This window comes from Altererythrobacter sp. Root672 (genome assembly GCF_001427865.1).
Taxonomy (GTDB): Bacteria; Pseudomonadota; Alphaproteobacteria; order Sphingomonadales; family Sphingomonadaceae; genus Croceibacterium_A.
In genome coordinates this window covers 1,069,171-1,086,881 of record NZ_LMHH01000001.1, presented here as the reverse complement: position 1 = coordinate 1,086,881, position 17,711 = coordinate 1,069,171, and the positions used below count along the sequence as shown (strand labels likewise).

Sequence of the window (17,711 nt, the reverse complement as noted above, 5' to 3'; positions counted from 1 at the left end):
TTCCACCATGGAGGACAGATGGCTTACGCATCCGGAGACTTTGACTCGAATTTGGCCGCCGCTGCGGGGGACGACGTCGCCTTGCGCGAAGAGCTCCGAGCTGCGTTCCTGGAGAGCCTGGCACAGCAGATCGACTTGCTCGGCCGTTCGCGTTGCGATGGGAACTGGGAAGTCGCGGCCATGCGGATCAAAGGGCTCGGTACGAGTTTTCATGTCTCGGAACTGGTTGACCTTGCCGACGAGGCGCTCAACAGCGCCCCTGGCGACCCCATGGCGGTCCGCAAACTAAACTTGCTATTGAACCGCTTCACGGCCGAACGCCTTTCCTGATAGTCTCCTCGCTTGGCAGGTTCGGAACGACCGCGTAGGTCGTACTCGCCTGTTGCGGGGAGGTGGAGGGTGCGCGCTGCCCTGATTTCGATTACCGGACAGCCGCGCGATCGAGGCGGCGCAGCCTTGCTGGTCGCCGGCAAGTCCGTAGCCGAGCGGCAGCTTGAGTTTGCGCTCGCAGCCGGTTGCGAGCGGATCATCGCGATCGGCAGCCTGCCTGACGTCATCACGCTCCGCCATGCCGCGGAAGACGCCGGCGCCCAATTCCTGGCGGTCGGCAACAGTCATGGCTTGCTTGGCACGATTCGGGCCGCGGATGAACTCATGGTCATCGCGCCCGGCCTGCTGCCTGACGAGCGCGCGGCGCTGCCGGTGCTGGCCAAGAGCAACGTCGTGCTCGTCCTGCCGGCCTCCTCTGGGGTTGCGGCAGGGTTCGAGCGGATCGATCTCGAACGGGCCTGGGCCGGTGCGGCTGTCGTGCCTGGCGGGCTGGTAGAGCGCCTGGCGGAATTACCGGCGGACATCGAAGTGACCTCGGCACTCTTGCGAGTGGCCCTGCAGTCCCGTGTGCCTGAGGCAAGGCTTTCGGATCAAGCGATTACAGACGGATCTTGGGTAATCGTGGGAGAAGGTGGTGACGCCGAGACCGTCGGCCAGGCGTGGTTGGACCGCCGCCTGAAATCAAATGCGTCTCAAGGCCTGTCGGCTTTTCTTGCCGGGAAGGCGCTACGCCCGTTGGCGCCATGGTTTCTCGAACGGAAGCAATCGTTTGCGAGCCTCGCCGGTGGTGCCACGGTCCTCTTGTTGGGCGCCGTGGCGGCAAGTTGGTTTGGCTATGCGCCGCTCGGTCTCGTGCTTGTCGTCCTTGGCGCGCTGGTTATCCAGCTCGCCCTGGGACTACTGCCCCTGCTCGACGGCCGCTTCCGGCCCCCTCAGCGCCGAGCGAGCCTGATACTACCCACACTCGTCGATGCCGCTCTCGTGGCATGTTCGGTGCTCGCTATCGAAGGAACCTGGCTACATCGCTTGTTCCCGCCGGCGGTCTTGCTGGCATCGCTCTACTTGCGACCTCCCGAAGGAATGCCACGGATCGTCCATGCGATAGGCGACCGTGCGCTGCTCGCCGGGGTTTTCGCGATTGCTGCGGTATTTGGCTATGCGGAGCCGGCGATCATGGTGGCCGGGTTGGCGGTGATTGGGCTGAATGCCGCGCGAATAGGCGCAGTGCACGGCTAACGCGGGCTTAACCCTATGCGGATATGGCGAGCTAATGAGCGACGCTCCCATCGCTGGGCAAACCGATGACTCGAACGCGCACGCGTTGCGTGACGAACTCGCGCGCGGCGATGCCACGCTCGTGCGGGCGCGATCGGTGTTGCTGAACCTCTTGCAGATCGAGGGGCAAGACCTGTTCAGCGACGAAGTGGTCGCGCGGATCCGGGGAATGTCACTCGATGTGGCGGCGCAAGTCCTGGCGGCCGAGCATGACGAGACCTCTGAGGCAGGGCATGACCCCTTGCGGCAGGATGCGCTGGCCTTGGCGCTCGTTCAGGATCCGGCATTCCTGGCCCACGTGCACACTCTGGTTCTCGAAGCCCAATTGGCCGAGCGCCTACAGTTCCGCAGCGGTCTCGATCCTGTCACTCCGGCGTTGATCCAGGACCTCATGGCCTCCGGCAACCCCGAAAAGGCGGCGCTAGCCATGGCGGTGCTCGCTGCGCAGGCGCGCTTCATGCAACAGTATCGGCGGATGGAGTTGCCGATCGGAGAATTGCCGGGTGACCTGTTTCACCGGGCTCTCATGCTTGGCCGAATCAATCCTGACGTCACCGGAGACGGCGAACGAACGCTACGCGCGGCTTACGATGAGGGCGCTGGGCGCCTCAGCCTGCTCACGCGGTTGCTCGTAGGATTGGCTGAGCAAGCCGATCGCGCCCTCGCGGTCGATCAAGCCGGCGTATCAGCCTTTGCCACGGCGCTGGCCTATCGATCCGACCAGGACCGTAGCCTGGCGGTCGTTTCGATGGTCGACAGGCAGCCCGCCCGACTGAGCCTCGCCTTGCGGGTAGCCGGTCTCAGCGCGCGGGAAGTGCGCATGCAACTCCTGTCGCTGCATCCGGAAGCAGCCATGCCGGCGGGCGTGGAAACCATGCCGGCCGAGATCGCCGCGCTTCTGCTCTCGGCACCCAGGGCGAGCGCGGCCTTCTGAAGTGACTGTACGGCGCACCTCTTTCGTAGCTCGCGCCCGCACTGACGGGCGCGACTGGCTGCTCGAAGCGGAAGAACCGCTGGCGACCCTGCAGCTTCGCAGCGGCGGGGAACTGCCCGGCATCATTGCCACGCCTTCGTTGCTCGAACTGGTGCGCAAGGCACGGCTCTACGGCCTGCGGCTCGCCCGGCCGATCCGGGCCCAGGACGACCACGAGCAAGTGACGGCCTGGGTCGAGATTTCACCCGATCCCGAAGGGGAGGGGTGCACTATTGGCGTGTCGAACTGGCAAATCCTTCCGTTGCAGGACTCCGACGGGCGCGAAGCCTCTCAGCGCCGCAATGGGATCGCGCGACAGATAGCGGAGCTGACCGCCCGCTTGGGGCCGCGGCAGGACTTGTTGTCCGTGGAGAGCCAATCGCCTGAGCTGGCAACCATTGTCGCGGAAATGCGCCAGGGCCTCGGCCGCCCGTGGACGGAGTTTGTCGAGCTCGAGGGCAACTCGCACGAACAGCCGCTTCACTGGCGGCTGTTGGATGGCGCCCGCCTGCGCATTCAGGGTTCGGTGCGGCACTGGAAGGCGCATCTCATCCCCTTGGGTGCTCCCGAGCCTGGAAGCACTGGGTTCGAGCTCTATTTCGTGGCCGAGGAACGGGATGAACCGGTCAGCGTCCCTCCCGTTGAAGCGCCCGCTACCTTCAGCGCGGCCATGGGCGGAGAGATTGCGCCGGTCTTGCGACAGCCGATCGCCCGCATCATCGCCAATGCGGAGACCATTCGCTCGCAGCTCGCGGGTCCACTCGCCGAGGAATACAGCAATTACGCAGCCGACATCTCTTCGGCGGGGGAGCACCTGCTGGCGCTGATCGACGATCTGACCGATCTGGAAGTCGTCGAGGACGAGCAGTTCACCACCGCCCCGGATCATGTGGACCTCTCCGATCTCGCTCGGCGGGCTGCCGGGATACTGGGTATGCGTGCTCGCGAGCGGGGCATTCGCATTGATGCGCCGCAGAAGGGTGAGAAGGTCCCGGCGATTGGGGAGTTCAGGCGAGTCCTGCAGATCCTGCTGAACCTGATCGGCAACGCGATCCGCTATACACCCGAAGGTTCAGTCGTGTGGCTGCGGGTCGAGACCGAAGGCGAGATCGCTCGCATCGTGGTGGCGGACCAGGGAGAGGGTCTGTCGGAAGCGCATCAGGCGCGGGTGTTCAACAAGTTCGAACGGCTCGGCCGCAGCGGCGATGGTGGGACAGGCCTTGGCCTCTACATCTCGCGCAAGTTGGCACGGGCGATGGGCGGCGAATTGAGCGTCGAAAGCGCGCCCGGGCAAGGCGCGCGCTTCGTGCTGGATTTACCCGCGGATTTGCCTGCCGCTGTCGATTGACCCCCAAAGCCCTCTCCCTGAGGGAGAGGGTTGGGTGAGGGTGATCAGCGCTTATCGAGCGGGATGTAATCGCGTTCCGTCGGGCCGGTGTAGAGCTGGCGCGGACGGCCGATCTTCTGGCCGGGGTCAGAGATCATCTCGTTCCACTGCGCGACCCAACCCACGGTGCGGGCGAGGGCGAACAGCGCGGTGAACATCGTGGTCGGGAAGCCCATCGCCGAGAGGATGATGCCCGAATAGAAGTCGACGTTCGGGAACAGCTTCTTCTCGTGGAAATAGTCGTCGTTGAGCGCGATTTCCTCGAGCTGCAGCGCGGTTTCGAACACCGGATCGGTGACCTTCAGCGCCTCGAACACCTCGCGCACGGTCTTCTGCATGACCGCCGCACGGGGGTCGTAGTTCTTGTAGACGCGGTGGCCGAAGCCCATCAGGCGGAACGGGTCGTTCTTGTCCTTCGCCCGTTCGATGTAATGCTTGATGCGGTCGGGCGTGCCGATTTCGCGCAGCATGTTGAGCGCTGCTTCGTTCGCCCCGCCGTGGGCCGGGCCCCACAGGCAGGCGATGCCGGCCGCGATGCAGGCGAACGGATTGGCGCCCGAGGAACCAGCCAGGCGCACGGTCGAAGTCGAGGCGTTCTGCTCGTGGTCGGCGTGGAGGATGAAGATGCGGTCCATCGCGCGTTCGACCGCCGGATGCACCTCGTAGGGCTCTGCCGGTACGCCGAAGGTCATGCGCAGGAAGTTGGCGGTGTAGCTGAGCGAGTTGTCCGGATAGAGGAACGGCTGCCCCACCGAGTACTTGTAAGCCATCGCCGCGATGGTCGGCATCTTGGCGATCAGGCGATGCGAGCTGACCTTGCGGTGATGCGGGTCCGAGATGTCGGTGCTGTCATGGTAGAACGCGCTCAGCGCGCCAACCACGCCGCACATGATCGCCATCGGGTGGGCGTCACGGCGGAAGCCGCGGTAGAACGTCGCCAGTTGCTCGTGCAGCATGGTGTGACGGGTGATCGTGCGGGAGAATTCGTCGAGTTCCTGGCCGTTCGGCAGTTCGCCGTTGAGCATCAGGTAGGACACTTCCATGAAGCTCGAATGCTCGGCCAGCTGCCCGATCGGGTAGCCACGGTGGAGCAGGATGCCCTCTTCGCCGTCGATATAGGTCAACGAGCTTTCGCAGCTGGCGGTCGAGGTGAAGCCCGGGTCGTAGGTGAACATCCCGGTCTGACCGTAAAGCTTGCGGATATCGAGCACGTCAGGGCCGGTAGTGCCCTTCAGCACCGGCAGATCGAAATCCTGGTTCCCGACCGCCAACTTTGCTGGGTTGTCCGCCAAATTCTATCTCCTTGCGATCGCTTGTCTGTCAGCCGGCAGCCTGCGCGTCGATCCGCGCGAGACTTTCCTCCTTGCCGAGGAGGGCCAGTACATCGAAAATTCCCGGCGACGTGGTTTGCCCCGTCAACGCCGCCCGAAGCGGTTGCGCCAGCTTGCCCAAGCCGAGACCCTGTGCTTCCGCGTAGGCCTTGAGATTGGCTTCCAACGCGTCGGTTGTCCAGCCTTCTTCAGTGCTGAGATTCGCCGAAATCCGAGACAAAAGCGTCCGTGCTTCGTCGGTCAGCAAGGCCTGCGCCTGCTCGGTCATCGGCAAGGGGCGGCTCTTGAACAGGAAGGCGGCCCCATCGGCCAGCTCGTTCACGTCGCGCGCGCGGGTCTTGAGCACCGGCATCGCCTCGGTCAGCAGCTCCACGTCAGCCTGCGGACCGATCTTCGCGGCGACGATTTCGGCGAGGCGCCGGTCGTCGGCGAGACGGATGTAATGCCCGTTGAGGCTGAGCAGCTTCTTGATGTCGAAGCGAGAGGGCGCCTTGCCCACGCCGCTGAGGTCGAACACCTGCGTGGCTTCCTCGACGGTGAACTCTTCCTGGTCGCCGTGCCCCCAACCGAGCCGCAACAGGTAGTTGAACATCGCTTCGGGCAGGATTCCCAACTCATCTCGGTAGGCATCGACGCCTAGTGCCCCGTGGCGCTTGGACAGCTTTGCGCCGTCCTGGCCGTGGATCAGCGGAACATGGGAATAGATCGGTTCCGGCCAGCCCATGCCATGGATGATCGCGAGCTGGCGAAAAGCGTTGTTGAGGTGATCGTCGCCGCGGACGACGTGAGTCACGCCCATGTCGTGGTCGTCGACCACCACCGCGAGCATGTAAGTCGGCGTGCCGTCCGACCGCAGCAGGATGAAGTCGTCGAGCTCGGCATTCTGGACCGCGACGCGGCCCTGCACGAGATCCTGGATAACGGTCTCGCCCTCGCGCGGGGCCTTGAGGCGGACGACGAACGCGCCGTCGCCCTCGCGACCATCAGCGTCGCGCCACGGGCTTTCGATACGGAACGGACGACGCTCGGCCTGAGCGCGTTCGCGTTGGGCTGCCAGCTCTTCCTGCGACATCCAGCAGCGATAAGCATGGCCGCGTGCCAGCAGTTCATGCGCCACTTCGGCGTGTCGCGCCCAGAACTGCGACTGGTAGTATTCGTGCCCGTCCCAATCGAGGCCGAGCCAGTGCATTCCGTCGAGAATCGCTGCAATTGCGGCGTCGGTCGAACGGGCGCGGTCAGTGTCTTCGATGCGCAGGAGGAACTTGCCGCCGTTACGCCGGGCAAAGAGCCAGTTGAACAGCGCGGTGCGCGCACCGCCGATATGCAGAAAACCGGTCGGCGAAGGCGCGAAGCGGGTGACGATCGGCCGTTTCGGCTGCGTCCCGTTGTCGCTACCGCTTGCCATGATCAACCGCTTCCTCTTCAATGAAATCAATGGGTTCGCCACAGCCATCGCCATGGGTGCCGCTACAGGACGGCCCTGAGGATGCTGCGTTGCAGCGGTCGCCTTGGCGAATACGCGCAAACTTGTCCAGCGTGGGCGATGCAGCCGAGGCTATTCTGGCTCGCGCGGGGTTCGATAGGGGGCCGTGGCTTGCCGTTGCATTCGGGGCGAGAATAGCCTCGTGGTTCGTGCTCGACCAGGCGGTTGAGTGGCTTCTGGCGGCAGTCTTGGGAGTCATGAGCTCCCTTGGGGCAGTGGCCCTTTGGCGGGGAAAGGAGCGACGCACGCAAGTTCTCGCCGCGGTGATCGGTGTGGGACTGTTCTATGCGGTGGGACTGTCCTGTGCCTGGGCACGGTCGGAGATGATCGGCGCGGAGCCGCTCGAGCGCCCGGTCTCTACCGTGATCGAGGGTCGCGTACTCGAGCGGATCGAACAGCCCGCCGAGCGGCGAATCCGTCTCGTCCTGGCCACGCGCGAGCCGGGAGGAACGCGGGCGATCAAAGTACGGATCAATGTTCCGATCGATCGCGATTTGCCGGGATTGGATGAAGGCGCGCGGATTCGCGTGCAGGCGAGACTGATGCCGCCGCAACCACCGATGCTGCCGGGAAGCTATGATTTTGCTCGCACGGCCTGGTTTCAGGGGCTGGCGGCAACCGGAAGCGCGCAGGGCGACATCGAACTCCTCGAGAAGGCCCATGGTGGGGCTCTGCTGGCGAGCGTGCAACGTTCGCTGTCCCAGCATGTCCGGTCCCGTCTCGACGGTTCAGCGGGTGCCATAGCCGCCGCCTTCGCCAGCGGAGATCGAGGCGCGATCGCCTCGTCGGACGAGGAGGCCATGCGCGACGCGGGGCTGACCCATTTGCTCTCGATCAGCGGGTTGCATGTCAGCGCAGTGATCGCCGCGGCCTACTTCGTTTCGATCAAGCTTTTGGCGCTGTGGCCATGGATGGCGTTGCGGGTGAGATTGCCATTGGTCGCCGCGGGCTCGGGCGCCTTGGTTGGGGTTGGGTATACCCTGCTGACGGGCGCGGAAGTCCCCACCGTGCGCTGCTGTGTGGGTGCCATGCTCGTCCTCGTGGCCCTGGCGCTCGGCCGCGAACCGCTGTCGCTGCGCATGGTGGCCGTAACGGCGATCGCGGTCCTGCTGGTTTGGCCCGAAGCGCTGGCTGGGCCGAGTTTTCAGATGAGTTTTGCCGCCGTGGTTTCGATCGTCGCGCTGCACGGCTGTGCGCCCGTGCGGGCCTTTCTGGCGCCGCGTGAGGAGGGCTGGCTCGCCTGGAGCTTGCGACGGGCGGCGATGCTGCTGGCAACCGGGCTAGTGATCGAGATCGTGCTGACGCCGATCGTGCTGTTCCATTTCCATCGCGCGGGAATCTATGGCGCGGTGGCTAACGTGGTGGCGATCCCGCTCGTGACTTTCGTGTCGATGCCGCTGATTGCGTTGGGGTTGATTCTGGACCTGGTGGGGGCGGGGGCGCCAGCCTGGTGGCTCGCCGGGCAGTCGCTCGAACTCTTGCTCCAGATCGCCCACTTCACCGCCGGGCAGCCCGGAGCAGTCAAGCTGATGCCGCAGATGAGCGGCCTGGCTTTCGCGCTGTTCGTGGTGGGAGGGCTATGGCTGGCGCTGTGGCGAGGTCGAGTTCGCCTCTTAGGCCTATTGCCGGCGCTTGCCGCGACTGGACTGTTGTTGACGACCCCCATTCCCGACCTGCTCATCTCCGGCGACGGGCGTCATGTCGGGATAACCGGCGAGGGCGAGCAGCTACTGGTGCTGCGCGAGTCCCGTAGCGACTTCACCCTCGAAAACTTGATGGAACTGGCTGGCGTTTCAGGCTCGCCCGTACCGCTTGAACAATGGCCCGGAGCGCAATGCAGCCGTGATTTCTGCATCGTTGCCATCCAGCGTGGTGCGCGCGAATGGCGAATTCTCATGAGCCGAAGCCGAGAGATCGTCACCGAACGCGCGCTCGCTGCGGCATGTGAACGAGTGGACGTTGTGGTCTCCGACCGCTGGCTTCCGGCAAGTTGCCGTCCCCGTTGGTTCAAAGCCGACCGAAGATCGCTTGGCGAGACAGGTGGACTAGCGATCACCTTTGAAAGCAAACGCGTGAACACTGTCGCCCAGAGCCAAGGCAGCCATGGATGGTGGCAGGGAAAAGTACCCGACCGCCGATAGGCTCAGTGATAGCGGCGCAGCAGCCCTGCCAGCTTGCCCTGAACCTGGACTTCATGAGCTGGATAGATCTGCGGATCGTAGGCACCGTTGGCCGGATCGAGGCGGATCATGCCGTTTTCGCGGCGTAGGTACTTAAGCGTCGCTTCCTCGTTGCGCACAAGTGCCACCACGATGTCGCCATCGCGCGCCACATCGGTCCGCTTCACCAGCGCAAAGTCGCCGTCAAAGATGCCCGCTTCGATCATCGAATCCCCTGATACCTCGAGCGCATAGTGCTCGCCGGCTCCGAGGAGGGCAGCGGGTACCGGAAGCGTGGCCTGGCCTTCGAGCGCTTCGATCGGGACACCGGCGGCAATTCGGCCGTGGAGCGGAATCTCGATCACGTCGTTCGCCGGTTCGGGGCGGGAAGCCGGTGGGGGTGCTCTGCCAATCAAATCATTGGCCGGTGCAGACCGCGCCGAGGCAGGGCTCACATTTTCAGGCTGACGCAGAACTTCGAGCGCACGGGCGCGGTTCGGAAGCCGCCTGATGAAGCCACGTTCTTCGAGCGCGGAGATCAGCCGGTGGACGCCCGACTTGCTCTTCAAGTCCAGCGCTTCCTTCATTTCCTCGAACGAAGGAGAGATGCCGGTCTCTTCCAGCTTTACCTGGATGTAACGAAGAAGCTCGTGCTGCTTGGCCGTCAACATGGAGGCGCTCTCCCTCAAATGTTCCACTTCGGAACGAACAAGGAACAATTAAGCAACTCTTGCGAACTCGTCAACCCATCCCACCATTTTGGAGCCAATAGATCGAGACTTCGTCTCCGGCCGCAGCGGAAGGGGCATCGATCGGCCGCTCGATCAGGGCATTGGCTATGGCAAGCGCGCGCAAGCCGCTCGAATCCTGCTGGCCAAGCGGGGTGACTATGCCGCCCGCGAGTTGGGCCCGGACCATCTCAAGTCTGGGGCCACCAGGAGGCAAGGCCGTCGCCGTTCGTGCAGAGAACTTGACCGGCAAGGCACTGTTGGCTCCTGCAAGGCGGCGCAAGAGCGGGAGCAGGAACAGGAACGCCGTGACGTAGCTGGACACCGGATTGCCCGGCAGTCCGAGCACGAGGGCGTCCCCTTTCCGCGCAACCAGAAGCGGCTTGCCCGGCTTCATCGCTACTCGCCAAAAGTCGATCGACGCACCCCACTCTTCGAGCGCCGGCCTGACCAGGTCGTGATCGCCAACCGAAGCACCGCCCGAGGTGACAATCACATCGGCATCGCTCGCAGTTCCCAGGGCCTTGGCCAGCGCTTCCCTGCTGTCGGGCACCGGTCCGAGTCGGTCCACCGACGAGCACAGCGGTTGCACCATGGCAGCGATCATCGCCCCGTTGCTGGCGGGGAGGCGGTGGTCGTCCCACGCCGCGGGATCGACCGCCAACTCGTCCCCGTTGTCGATTACCGCGACCCGAGGCAGGCTGCCGGTTTCCAAGCCAGTGCTGCCCAGTCCGGCTGAAACCACGAGGGCGAGTTGTGCCGGTCCCATTCGGGTGCCGGCTTGAAGGATCGTGTCGCCGATCGCAAAGTCGAACCCCTTTCGGCGGATATGTCGAGCGGAGGCTTCGCCATCGGGGGCGATGGTCAGGTCGCTGCCGTCGCGGAGAGCTTCCTCCTGCAACAGGACGGCCACGGCTCCCTCGGGCATGAGCGCGCCAGTACTGATCCGGATGGCCTCACCGGCTTCCAGGAGCCCCGCAAAGGGCCGGCCAGCAGCGCTCTCGCCGACTATGCGCCAGGGGCCGCCGTTCGGCTCCTGAACCGCGTAGCCATCCATGGCCGACAGATCGGCTGCGGGCTGCGTCCGCCGGGCGCTCAGATCATTCCACAGGTAGCGCCCCAGCGATTGCTCCGCCGTCACGGTTTCCGGGCCGAGTGGTCGGGCGAGGTCCAGGAGCCGCTGCTGCGCCTCGATCAGGGGTAGGGGCGGGGTCATTCGCCCGCGCCCTCTGCCCTCCATGTGCCGCTCTTGCCGCCGGTTTTCTCGAGCAGGCGGACCTCACCGATGACCATGCCTTTGTCGATCGCTTTGGCCATGTCGTAAATCGTGAGCAGGGCGATGGAAGCGGCGGTCATGGCCTCCATCTCGACCCCGGTCTTGCCGGTCAGCGAAGCCTGCGTGGTAACGCGGATCCCGTCGCCTTCGAAGGTGAAGTCCACCGTGACCGCATCAAGCGCCAGCGGGTGGCACAGCGGAATGAGCTCGCCGGTCTTCTTGGCGGCCATGATCCCGGCAATGCGTGCGGCGGCGAGCACATCGCCTTTCGGACCACTACCGTCGCGGATTGCCGAGAGCGCTTCTGCCGACATACGAATGCGTCCGGCCGCAGTCGCGCTGCGCGCGGTTTCCGGCTTGCCGCCGACGTCGACCATTCTCGCCTGGCCGTGCGAATCCAGATGGGTAAGTTTGTTCATCCGCTCACGCCCATGACAGAACCGGGGCGAGTAGGACAGACCCGGGCGTCAACGCTTGCGCGTGGCGCTCCAGATCACCTGGCCAACGCCGAACAGCGCGAGGATTGCGCCGTAGACCGCCCATTGCGGATCGTTCGCCATGAAGCTGTCGAGGAAGGCGATGTTGAGGCCCTGAAGTACCCAGATGCCGCCCATGCAGACCATCAGCACGCCGAGCAGGGTGCTGACTGACTTCATCGCCAAGTGAAACACTCCGCCCATTACCATTCTCCCCCATGACCCGCGGCCAGCTTACGCCAGTCCGAGGACAAACGCCATGCGGGCGAACGGCTAGATCCGGCGGCTGTCGTAGGCCCATTGCAACAGGGCTTGGCGCTGCCGCGGCCGGCAGAACGGATCACCGGGCTCACAGTTTGTCTCGACCTGGCGGACGTGCCGGCGGAACGCGCGCCAGCGGGCGATTTGGCGCCCGTCTTCGCCTTCCAAACGGCGACCGGAGTAGTAGCGGCAATACCACTGGAACCACCCCCGCGGATCGTCAGGATGGAGCCAGCCCTTGTCCCGCCACACGCTAAGCGAGCTACCGGCCCGGACACCGAAATAGTTCAAGGAGCAGTCGGGCAAGGTGGCTGCAAGCTTGGCCTTGGCGAACCAGTCTGCGGGGAACTCAGCCCGGCAATCGCGCATGTACTTCCCGCAGAACACTCCCAGTTCGAGCATTTCGGCCGGAGTCAGTTCGGGTAGGAAATCGGGATCGAATTCCTTGCCCATGGGGCGTGTGCGGACATAGCGATAACCGCGCTGCATCAGGTCGTTGACGACGACCTCGCGGGTCAAGTCAGGTCCCCAGCAACTCGTGGGTGGCGGCCCTCACGTCGGGCTGGCGCATGAGGCTTTCGCCGACCAGGAAGCAGCGCACGCCGCTTTGTGCGAGGCGTTCGAGGTCCGAGTGGTGGTTGATGCCGCTCTCGGCGACCAGCAGCGTGCCAGCCGGAGCAAGAGTCGCAAGGCGCTCGGTAGTGCCGAGGTCGGTGCGGAATGTCCGCAAGTCGCGGTTGTTGACCCCGATCAGGCGCGAACGCAGGCTGGCGGCGCGTTCCATCTCGGCCTCGTCGTGGACTTCGACCAAGACATCCATGCCACGCTCGATAGCCGCGGCTTCGATCTCGGCCATCTCGGCATCCTCAAGCGCTGCGACGATAATCAGGATCGCATCCGCTCCAATCGCGCGAGCTTCAGCCACTTGCCACGGATCGACCATGAAGTCCTTGCGCAGCACCGGCAGGGCACACGCGGCGCGGGCGTCCATCAGGTAGTCCTCGTGACCCTGGAAATAGGGCGCATCGGTCAACACGGACAGGCACGCGGCCCCGCCCTGCTCGTAAGCGACGGCGTGTTCGGCGGGACGGAAATCAGCCCGGATCAATCCCTTCGAGGGCGAAGCTTTCTTGATTTCTGCGATCAGGCCGAAGCCCGTCTCAGCCTTCGCCTGAAGCGCGGCGTGGAAGCCGCGCGGGGCCGAAGCAGACGCTGCGGCGCGGTCGAGGTCATCCACTGTCGCCAGCGTCTTGCGGACGGCCACTTCGTCGCGCTTGGTGGCGCAGATCTCGGTCAGCTTGTCGGTCATTTCGTGTGGGCCACCCAGCAATCGAGCAGTGTCTTGGCCAGGCCCTTGTCGATCGCCTCGGCGGCTTCCTCGACACCTTCGGCCCAGGTCTTCACTTCACCAGCGACGATCAGCGCGCCGGCAGCGTTGAACAGCACGGCATCGCGATAGGCGCCGGGTTCGCCCGCCAGGAGCTTGCCTAGCTCGGCGGCGTTGTGCGCCGGATCACCGCCACGAATGGCATCGATCGGTGCGATTGCCAGGCCAGCTTCTGCGGGCTCGACCCGTTTCATCCGCACTTCGCCCCCGCGCACTTCGGCCACTTCGTTGCCGCCTGCCAGGCTAAGTTCGTCGAGGCCCTCGTCGCCGGAAATGACCATCGAATGCTCGGTGCCGAGCATGGCCAGCGCTTCAGCGTAGATCGGCACGTACGCCGGCCGGGCAATGCCGACGAGCTGTCGGCCCACGTTAGCCGGATTCGCCAGCGGCCCCATCAGGTTGAAGATGGTGCGGCGGCCTAGTTGCCGGCGGATCGGCATGATTCGGCCCATCGAGGGGTGGTGCTTGCCGGCAAAGAGGAAGCAGATGCCAAGGTCGGCAAGCGTTTCCTCGGCCGTTTCCATAGCCCGGTCGAGGTTGAGCCCGAGCGCCTCGAGCGTGTCGGCCGCGCCTGCCTTGGAGCTGGCAGCCCTGTTGCCGTGCTTCGCCACAGGTACCCCGCAGGCCGCGACGACCAGCGAGACGGCGGTGGAGACGTTGAGCGTGTGATGGCCGTCGCCACCGGTTCCGCAGACGTCGATCGCATTGGCGGGAGCGGCGATCGGTACCAGGCGTGCCCGCATGGCTCGCGCCGCACCGGCGATCTCGGCGGCTGTCTCGCCACGGTCGGACAGCGCGATCAGGAACTGCGCGATGTCCTCGTCCGACAGCTTGCCGTCGAGCATGGCGCCAAACGCTGCTTCGGCCTCGCTCTCGTCGAGCGGGCTATCGACCGGGGGCAGTGCGTTCACGCCGGGACTTTCGCCCTAACGCCGCAGATCTCGAGGAAATTGGCGAGCAGCGCGTGGCCGTGTTCCGTGGCGATGCTCTCTGGATGGAACTGCACCCCGTGGATCGGCAGCTCGCGGTGGCGGAAGCCCATGACGGCCGAACCGTCGAGCCCGGGTGTCTCGCTCTGCGCATTGACCACCAGGGTCTCGGGAATGTCTTCGACGATCAGCGAGTGATAGCGCGTGGCGATGAAAGGCGAGGGCAGGCCGGCGAAGAGACCGGTCCCATCGTGGGTGACGGGCGAAGTCTTGCCATGCATCAACCCACCACGGGTCACGCGGCCGCCGAAGTGCTGGCCGATCGCCTGATGGCCGAGGCACACCCCGAGAAGAGGCCGTCCCGCATCCGCGCAGGCCGCCACGAGTTCCAGGCTGATGCCCGCTTCGTTCGGCGTGCAGGGACCGGGCGAGATCAGGAAGCCTTTGGCGCCGCTAGACAGTGCCTGTCCGGCGCTGAGCGCGTCGTTGCGCACGACTTCAACCTCTGCGCCCAACTCCATCAGGTAGTGGACCAGGTTGAAAGTAAAGCTGTCGTAGTTGTCGATGACCAGGATCATGGCGTCGCCATAGAGCCAGTCCCGCCGGGATGGAAGTGGCGTGACGGAGCGGATAATCCTCACTGAGGATTATTCGAAAGTCTTCGCGATTTGGTGGGTAGCGCTGGTGACCCCTACGGGAATCGAACCCGTGTTTCAGCCGTGAGAGGGCCGCGTCCTAACCGCTAGACGAAGGGGCCATGCCTATCGGCATCGCACCTCCGTTGGTGACCCCTACGGGAATCGAACCCGTGTTTCAGCCGTGAAAGGGCCGCGTCCTAACCGCTAGACGAAGGGGCCACGCCCGGAGGCGAGGCGCGCACTTAGTTGGGGCTGCGGGCGCGGTCAAGCCCGCTCCTAAGCAAAAAACAACTCTGGCAATTAATCTGCCCAGGCGGCGTCCTCGAGATGCAGTTCGGCTTGGGGTCGGTTGCCCCAATCGTCGATCTTCGCTCTCCCTGCGAGCCACAGGCGGCGTCCCTTTGCACCGTGAAGCAGAGCCTGCCCAAGTTCGCTGCTCGCCATGCGGAAGGCGATGGCCTTGAACGATCCGCCATCCTGGCCGCCCGCGACCAGACGCAGATGGTCGTCACCCACGATATCGGCCTTGATCAGGTGTACCGGCCCGACCGCGACACGCGGGCCGGGCCAACCCACACCAAAGGGGCCCGCGCTCTCTAGCGTCTCAACCAATTCAGGGGTGAGTCCGCGTGGAGCGACCGAAATGTCGAGTAGAGTCGAGCGGTCGAGCGAAGCGGCCGCCACGGCGGCCGAGAGTCGCTCGTCGAGCCATTCGCCCAGCGCCTCGACCTTGTCTGCCTCCACCGTGAGTCCCGCGGCCATCGCATGGCCACCTCCCGCGACGAGCAGCCCGCTATCGCGCGCGGCGATGATCGCTGCGCCGAGGTCGACACCGGAAATCGATCGGCCGGAGCCTTTGCCCTGACCGGTTTCCGGATCGAGCGCGATCACCAAGGCGGGCTTGCCGGTCTTTTCCTTGATTCGGCCTGCAACGATGCCGATCACCCCCGGGTGCCAGCCTTGGCCGGAAAGGGTCAGGACAGCGCGGTTGTGCTGGCCGGACAAGGCCGCCTCAGCCGCCTCCTGCACCGCGAATTCGATACCGCGCCGTTCCTCGTTGAGTTGCGAAAGCTGGCTGGAGATGGCGCGCGCCTCTTCCGGGTCTTCCGTGGTCAACAGGCGCACGCCGAGCGTTGCCTCTCCGACACGTCCGCCGGCGTTGATTCGCGGCCCCAAAGCGAAGCCGCAGTCGCTGCAGCTTGGGGCTCTATTCAGCCTGCTCGCGTCGATCAGGGCGGCCAGGCCGACATTGGCCCGTCGCGCCATGACTTTGAGGCCCTGCGCGACGAACGCCCGGTTGAGGCCATGGATCGCCGCCACGTCCGCCACGGTGCCCAGGGCGACGAGATCGAGCAGCGACATCAGGTCAGGCTCGGCGCGCCCTTCGAAGAAGCCTCGCCGGCGCAGGGTCCGCACCACAGCCACAGCAAGGAGGAACGCCACGCCCACCGCTGCCAGGTGCCCATGAGCCGCTGCAGTGTCATTTTCGTCGAGCCGATTGGGATTGACGAGGGCCAGCGCCTTTGGAAGCTCCGTCGCGCATTTGTGGTGGTCCACGACGATCACGTCGATGCCCGCCTCATGGGCCGCAGCCAGCGCGTCGAAGGCCATGGCGCCGCAATCGACGGTTACCACCAGGCTCGATCCCTCGGCGCCGAGGCGCACCAGAGCCTCGCCGCTCGGGCCGTAACCTTCGAGCAGGCGATCGGGAATATAGTGGCGGGCCTGGTGGCCGAGCATGCGGAACAGCCGGATCAGGAGTGCCGCACTCGTGGCGCCGTCAACGTCGTAGTCACCGTAGACCGTCACCGATTCGCTCGCGAGCACCGCTTCGGCAATTCTGTCGGCCGCGAGGTCCATGTCGTTGAAGACGGACGGATCGGGCAGGAAGCTGCGGAGGTTGGGGCTGCGGTGCCGGGCTAGATCGTCGCGCGGTACGCCGCGGGCGAGCAGCAGTTGGGTCACCACATCGTCTTCCAGCCCGGCGACACCGCCACCGAGTTCCATATTGCCGCCACGCCAACGCCAGGCTTTGCCGGTGAGTGAGCGTTCGACGCCGAAAACTGCGGGACGGGTGGCCATGAAAGATGCCTAGACGAGGGGGGTATAGCTTGGAAGCACTGGGGGAGGGCAATCGACAGACACCGCGCGGGGGCAAACTGCAAGGAGCAATGAAGGGAATGATCCGATACCGAGTCATCCCCTCGCGGGAGACTCGATCTTCGCGCGCTTTCGCGCCAGACAGAGCGCCAAGGTCCTGCAACGAGGCATATCCATTTCGAACCCCCAAGACACTGATGCACGGAGACCGGAAACCGCGGCGACCTTGTTGTTTGCCCCGGGCGAACGGCCCGATGTATCCGCGATTGCCGAACTTTCCCTCGCTTGCCAGGCGTTCTCGATCAGCTTTGATCCGGTGGGAGGCCACGTCGGTGTTGAGGTGGCTGCAGCGGACGACGAGTGTGCAGATCCAGCGCGCTGGCTGGAATTGCTCGCCAACGGGCTGACTTTCGATCTTACTGGCCTGGAGCCCGGAACGTCGTCGTCAGTCCCTGCATTACGCCACAGTTATGGTCTGCCCTCGGATGTCGAGGAACTGGAAGGGGTCACCTTGCGGCCCGGACCTCACCTTGCCGCAGGCGGACCGATTCTACCGATCGTGCGCTCGCTCGCCGGGCTCACGGCGCAATTGGCCGCGCTTTCTGGGATCAAGGCGATCGCGTGGCACCCTGCTGGCTGCTGGTCGGTACCGCGGCAGTTTCGAAGCTCGGTGCTTTACTGGACCGAAGGCGGTCCCTTTCCGATGTTCAGCCTCGCCGCGCTCGCCCCGACGCCGGACGGTGGAATTCTGAGCGAAGGGCTCGCCCTGTTCACCAGCCAGGAATTGCGCTTGGGCTCGGATCCGGAAGGGGGAAGCGCCCCTGATCCGAAAATCGCGCTGCGACTTGCGCATTGGCTGGTCGAGCACGGCCGCTTGACTGAAACACAGGTCGTCACCGGCCCCGATGGTCGTGCACTACGGCTTACACCTTCTTCTGACTATCATCTTGTAAATGCTGAACAACTCTAGCCATTCTC

17 protein-coding genes and 2 tRNA genes are annotated in these 17,711 nt (G+C 64.8%); 6 read left to right on the top strand and 13 right to left on the bottom strand.

Annotated elements, in window-relative coordinates:
• Positions 1-18 precede the first annotated feature (18 nt).
• From ASD76_RS05280 to ASD76_RS05265, 4 genes are all read left to right on the top strand, one after another.
• Positions 19-330 carry a hypothetical protein gene (locus tag ASD76_RS05280; RefSeq protein WP_055919482.1) on the top strand — a complete coding sequence of 104 codons (312 nt, stop codon included), beginning with the start codon at positions 19-21 and terminating at the stop codon, positions 328-330.
• A 69-nt stretch (positions 331-399) separates the two neighbouring features.
• Positions 400-1,566, top strand: a complete 1,167-nt coding sequence (locus ASD76_RS05275; protein ID WP_055919480.1) for a hypothetical protein — start codon at positions 400-402, stop codon at positions 1,564-1,566.
• A 34-nt stretch (positions 1,567-1,600) separates the two neighbouring features.
• A complete protein-coding gene (locus tag ASD76_RS05270; RefSeq protein ID WP_055919477.1) occupies positions 1,601-2,539 on the top strand; it encodes a hypothetical protein in 939 nt (312 codons plus the stop codon).
• A gap of 1 nt (position 2,540) precedes the next feature.
• Complete coding sequence (locus ASD76_RS05265; RefSeq protein WP_055919473.1) at positions 2,541-3,926, top strand: sensor histidine kinase; 1,386 nt, start codon at positions 2,541-2,543, stop codon at positions 3,924-3,926.
• A 44-nt stretch (positions 3,927-3,970) separates the two neighbouring features.
• Here ASD76_RS05265 and ASD76_RS05260 read toward each other — a convergent pair whose 3' ends face one another.
• Together ASD76_RS05260 and gltX are read right to left on the bottom strand one after the other, a co-directional pair.
• Complete coding sequence (locus ASD76_RS05260) at positions 3,971-5,257, bottom strand: citrate synthase (RefSeq protein ID WP_055919470.1); 1,287 nt, start codon at positions 5,255-5,257, stop codon at positions 3,971-3,973.
• 28 nt (positions 5,258-5,285) lie between these two features.
• A complete protein-coding gene (gene gltX, locus ASD76_RS05255) occupies positions 5,286-6,701 on the bottom strand; it encodes a glutamate--tRNA ligase (RefSeq protein ID WP_055919467.1) in 1,416 nt (471 codons plus the stop codon).
• A 20-nt stretch (positions 6,702-6,721) separates the two neighbouring features.
• Here gltX and ASD76_RS05250 point away from each other — a divergent pair, with 20 nt between their 5' ends.
• Positions 6,722-8,920 (top strand): ComEC/Rec2 family competence protein, encoded by a 2,199-nt coding sequence (locus ASD76_RS05250; RefSeq protein ID WP_321164418.1) that lies wholly within the window; start codon positions 6,722-6,724, stop codon positions 8,918-8,920.
• A gap of 2 nt (positions 8,921-8,922) precedes the next feature.
• Here the strand turns inward: ASD76_RS05250 and lexA are convergent, their stop codons facing one another.
• From lexA to recJ, 11 genes are all read right to left on the bottom strand, one after another.
• Complete coding sequence (lexA, locus tag ASD76_RS05245; protein WP_055919461.1) at positions 8,923-9,609, bottom strand: transcriptional repressor LexA; 687 nt, start codon at positions 9,607-9,609, stop codon at positions 8,923-8,925.
• A 70-nt stretch (positions 9,610-9,679) separates the two neighbouring features.
• Positions 9,680-10,882, bottom strand: coding sequence for a molybdopterin molybdotransferase MoeA (locus tag ASD76_RS05240; RefSeq protein ID WP_055919458.1), 1,203 nt, complete (start codon positions 10,880-10,882; stop codon positions 9,680-9,682).
• The gene (gene moaC, locus ASD76_RS05235; protein WP_055919455.1) at positions 10,879-11,361 is read right to left on the bottom strand and encodes a cyclic pyranopterin monophosphate synthase MoaC; all 483 of its coding nucleotides are present in this window, start codon (positions 11,359-11,361) and stop codon (positions 10,879-10,881) included. The genes ASD76_RS05240 and moaC overlap by 4 nt, the downstream gene beginning before the upstream one ends.
• 48 nt (positions 11,362-11,409) lie before the next feature.
• A complete protein-coding gene (locus ASD76_RS05230) occupies positions 11,410-11,622 on the bottom strand; it encodes a hypothetical protein (RefSeq protein ID WP_235506515.1) in 213 nt (70 codons plus the stop codon).
• 69 nt (positions 11,623-11,691) lie between these two features.
• Positions 11,692-12,198: a hypothetical protein gene (locus ASD76_RS05225; RefSeq protein WP_200943044.1), complete on the bottom strand. Its 507-nt coding sequence runs from the start codon at positions 12,196-12,198 to the stop codon at positions 11,692-11,694.
• A 1-nt stretch (position 12,199) separates the two neighbouring features.
• Entirely contained in the window at positions 12,200-12,988 is a 789-nt protein-coding gene (trpC, locus tag ASD76_RS05220; RefSeq protein WP_055919449.1) for an indole-3-glycerol phosphate synthase TrpC, read from the bottom strand.
• On the bottom strand, positions 12,985-13,977 hold the full coding sequence (trpD, locus tag ASD76_RS05215) for an anthranilate phosphoribosyltransferase (RefSeq protein WP_055919446.1): 993 nt from the start codon (positions 13,975-13,977) through the stop codon (positions 12,985-12,987). The genes trpC and trpD overlap by 4 nt, the downstream gene beginning before the upstream one ends.
• Entirely contained in the window at positions 13,974-14,573 is a 600-nt protein-coding gene (locus ASD76_RS05210; protein ID WP_055919443.1) for an anthranilate synthase component II, read from the bottom strand. The genes trpD and ASD76_RS05210 overlap by 4 nt, the downstream gene beginning before the upstream one ends.
• Before the next feature lie 104 nt (positions 14,574-14,677).
• Positions 14,678-14,752: transfer RNA gene (locus ASD76_RS05205), tRNA-Glu, on the bottom strand.
• 25 nt (positions 14,753-14,777) lie between these two features.
• Positions 14,778-14,852, bottom strand: a tRNA-Glu gene (locus tag ASD76_RS05200).
• Between the two features lie 81 nt (positions 14,853-14,933).
• A complete protein-coding gene (gene recJ, locus ASD76_RS05195) occupies positions 14,934-16,715 on the bottom strand; it encodes a single-stranded-DNA-specific exonuclease RecJ (protein WP_055919440.1) in 1,782 nt (593 codons plus the stop codon).
• 244 nt (positions 16,716-16,959) lie between these two features.
• Between recJ and ASD76_RS05190 the strand changes: the two genes are divergently transcribed.
• Complete coding sequence (locus ASD76_RS05190) at positions 16,960-17,703, top strand: hypothetical protein (RefSeq protein ID WP_055919437.1); 744 nt, start codon at positions 16,960-16,962, stop codon at positions 17,701-17,703.
• Positions 17,704-17,711 lie beyond the last annotated feature (8 nt).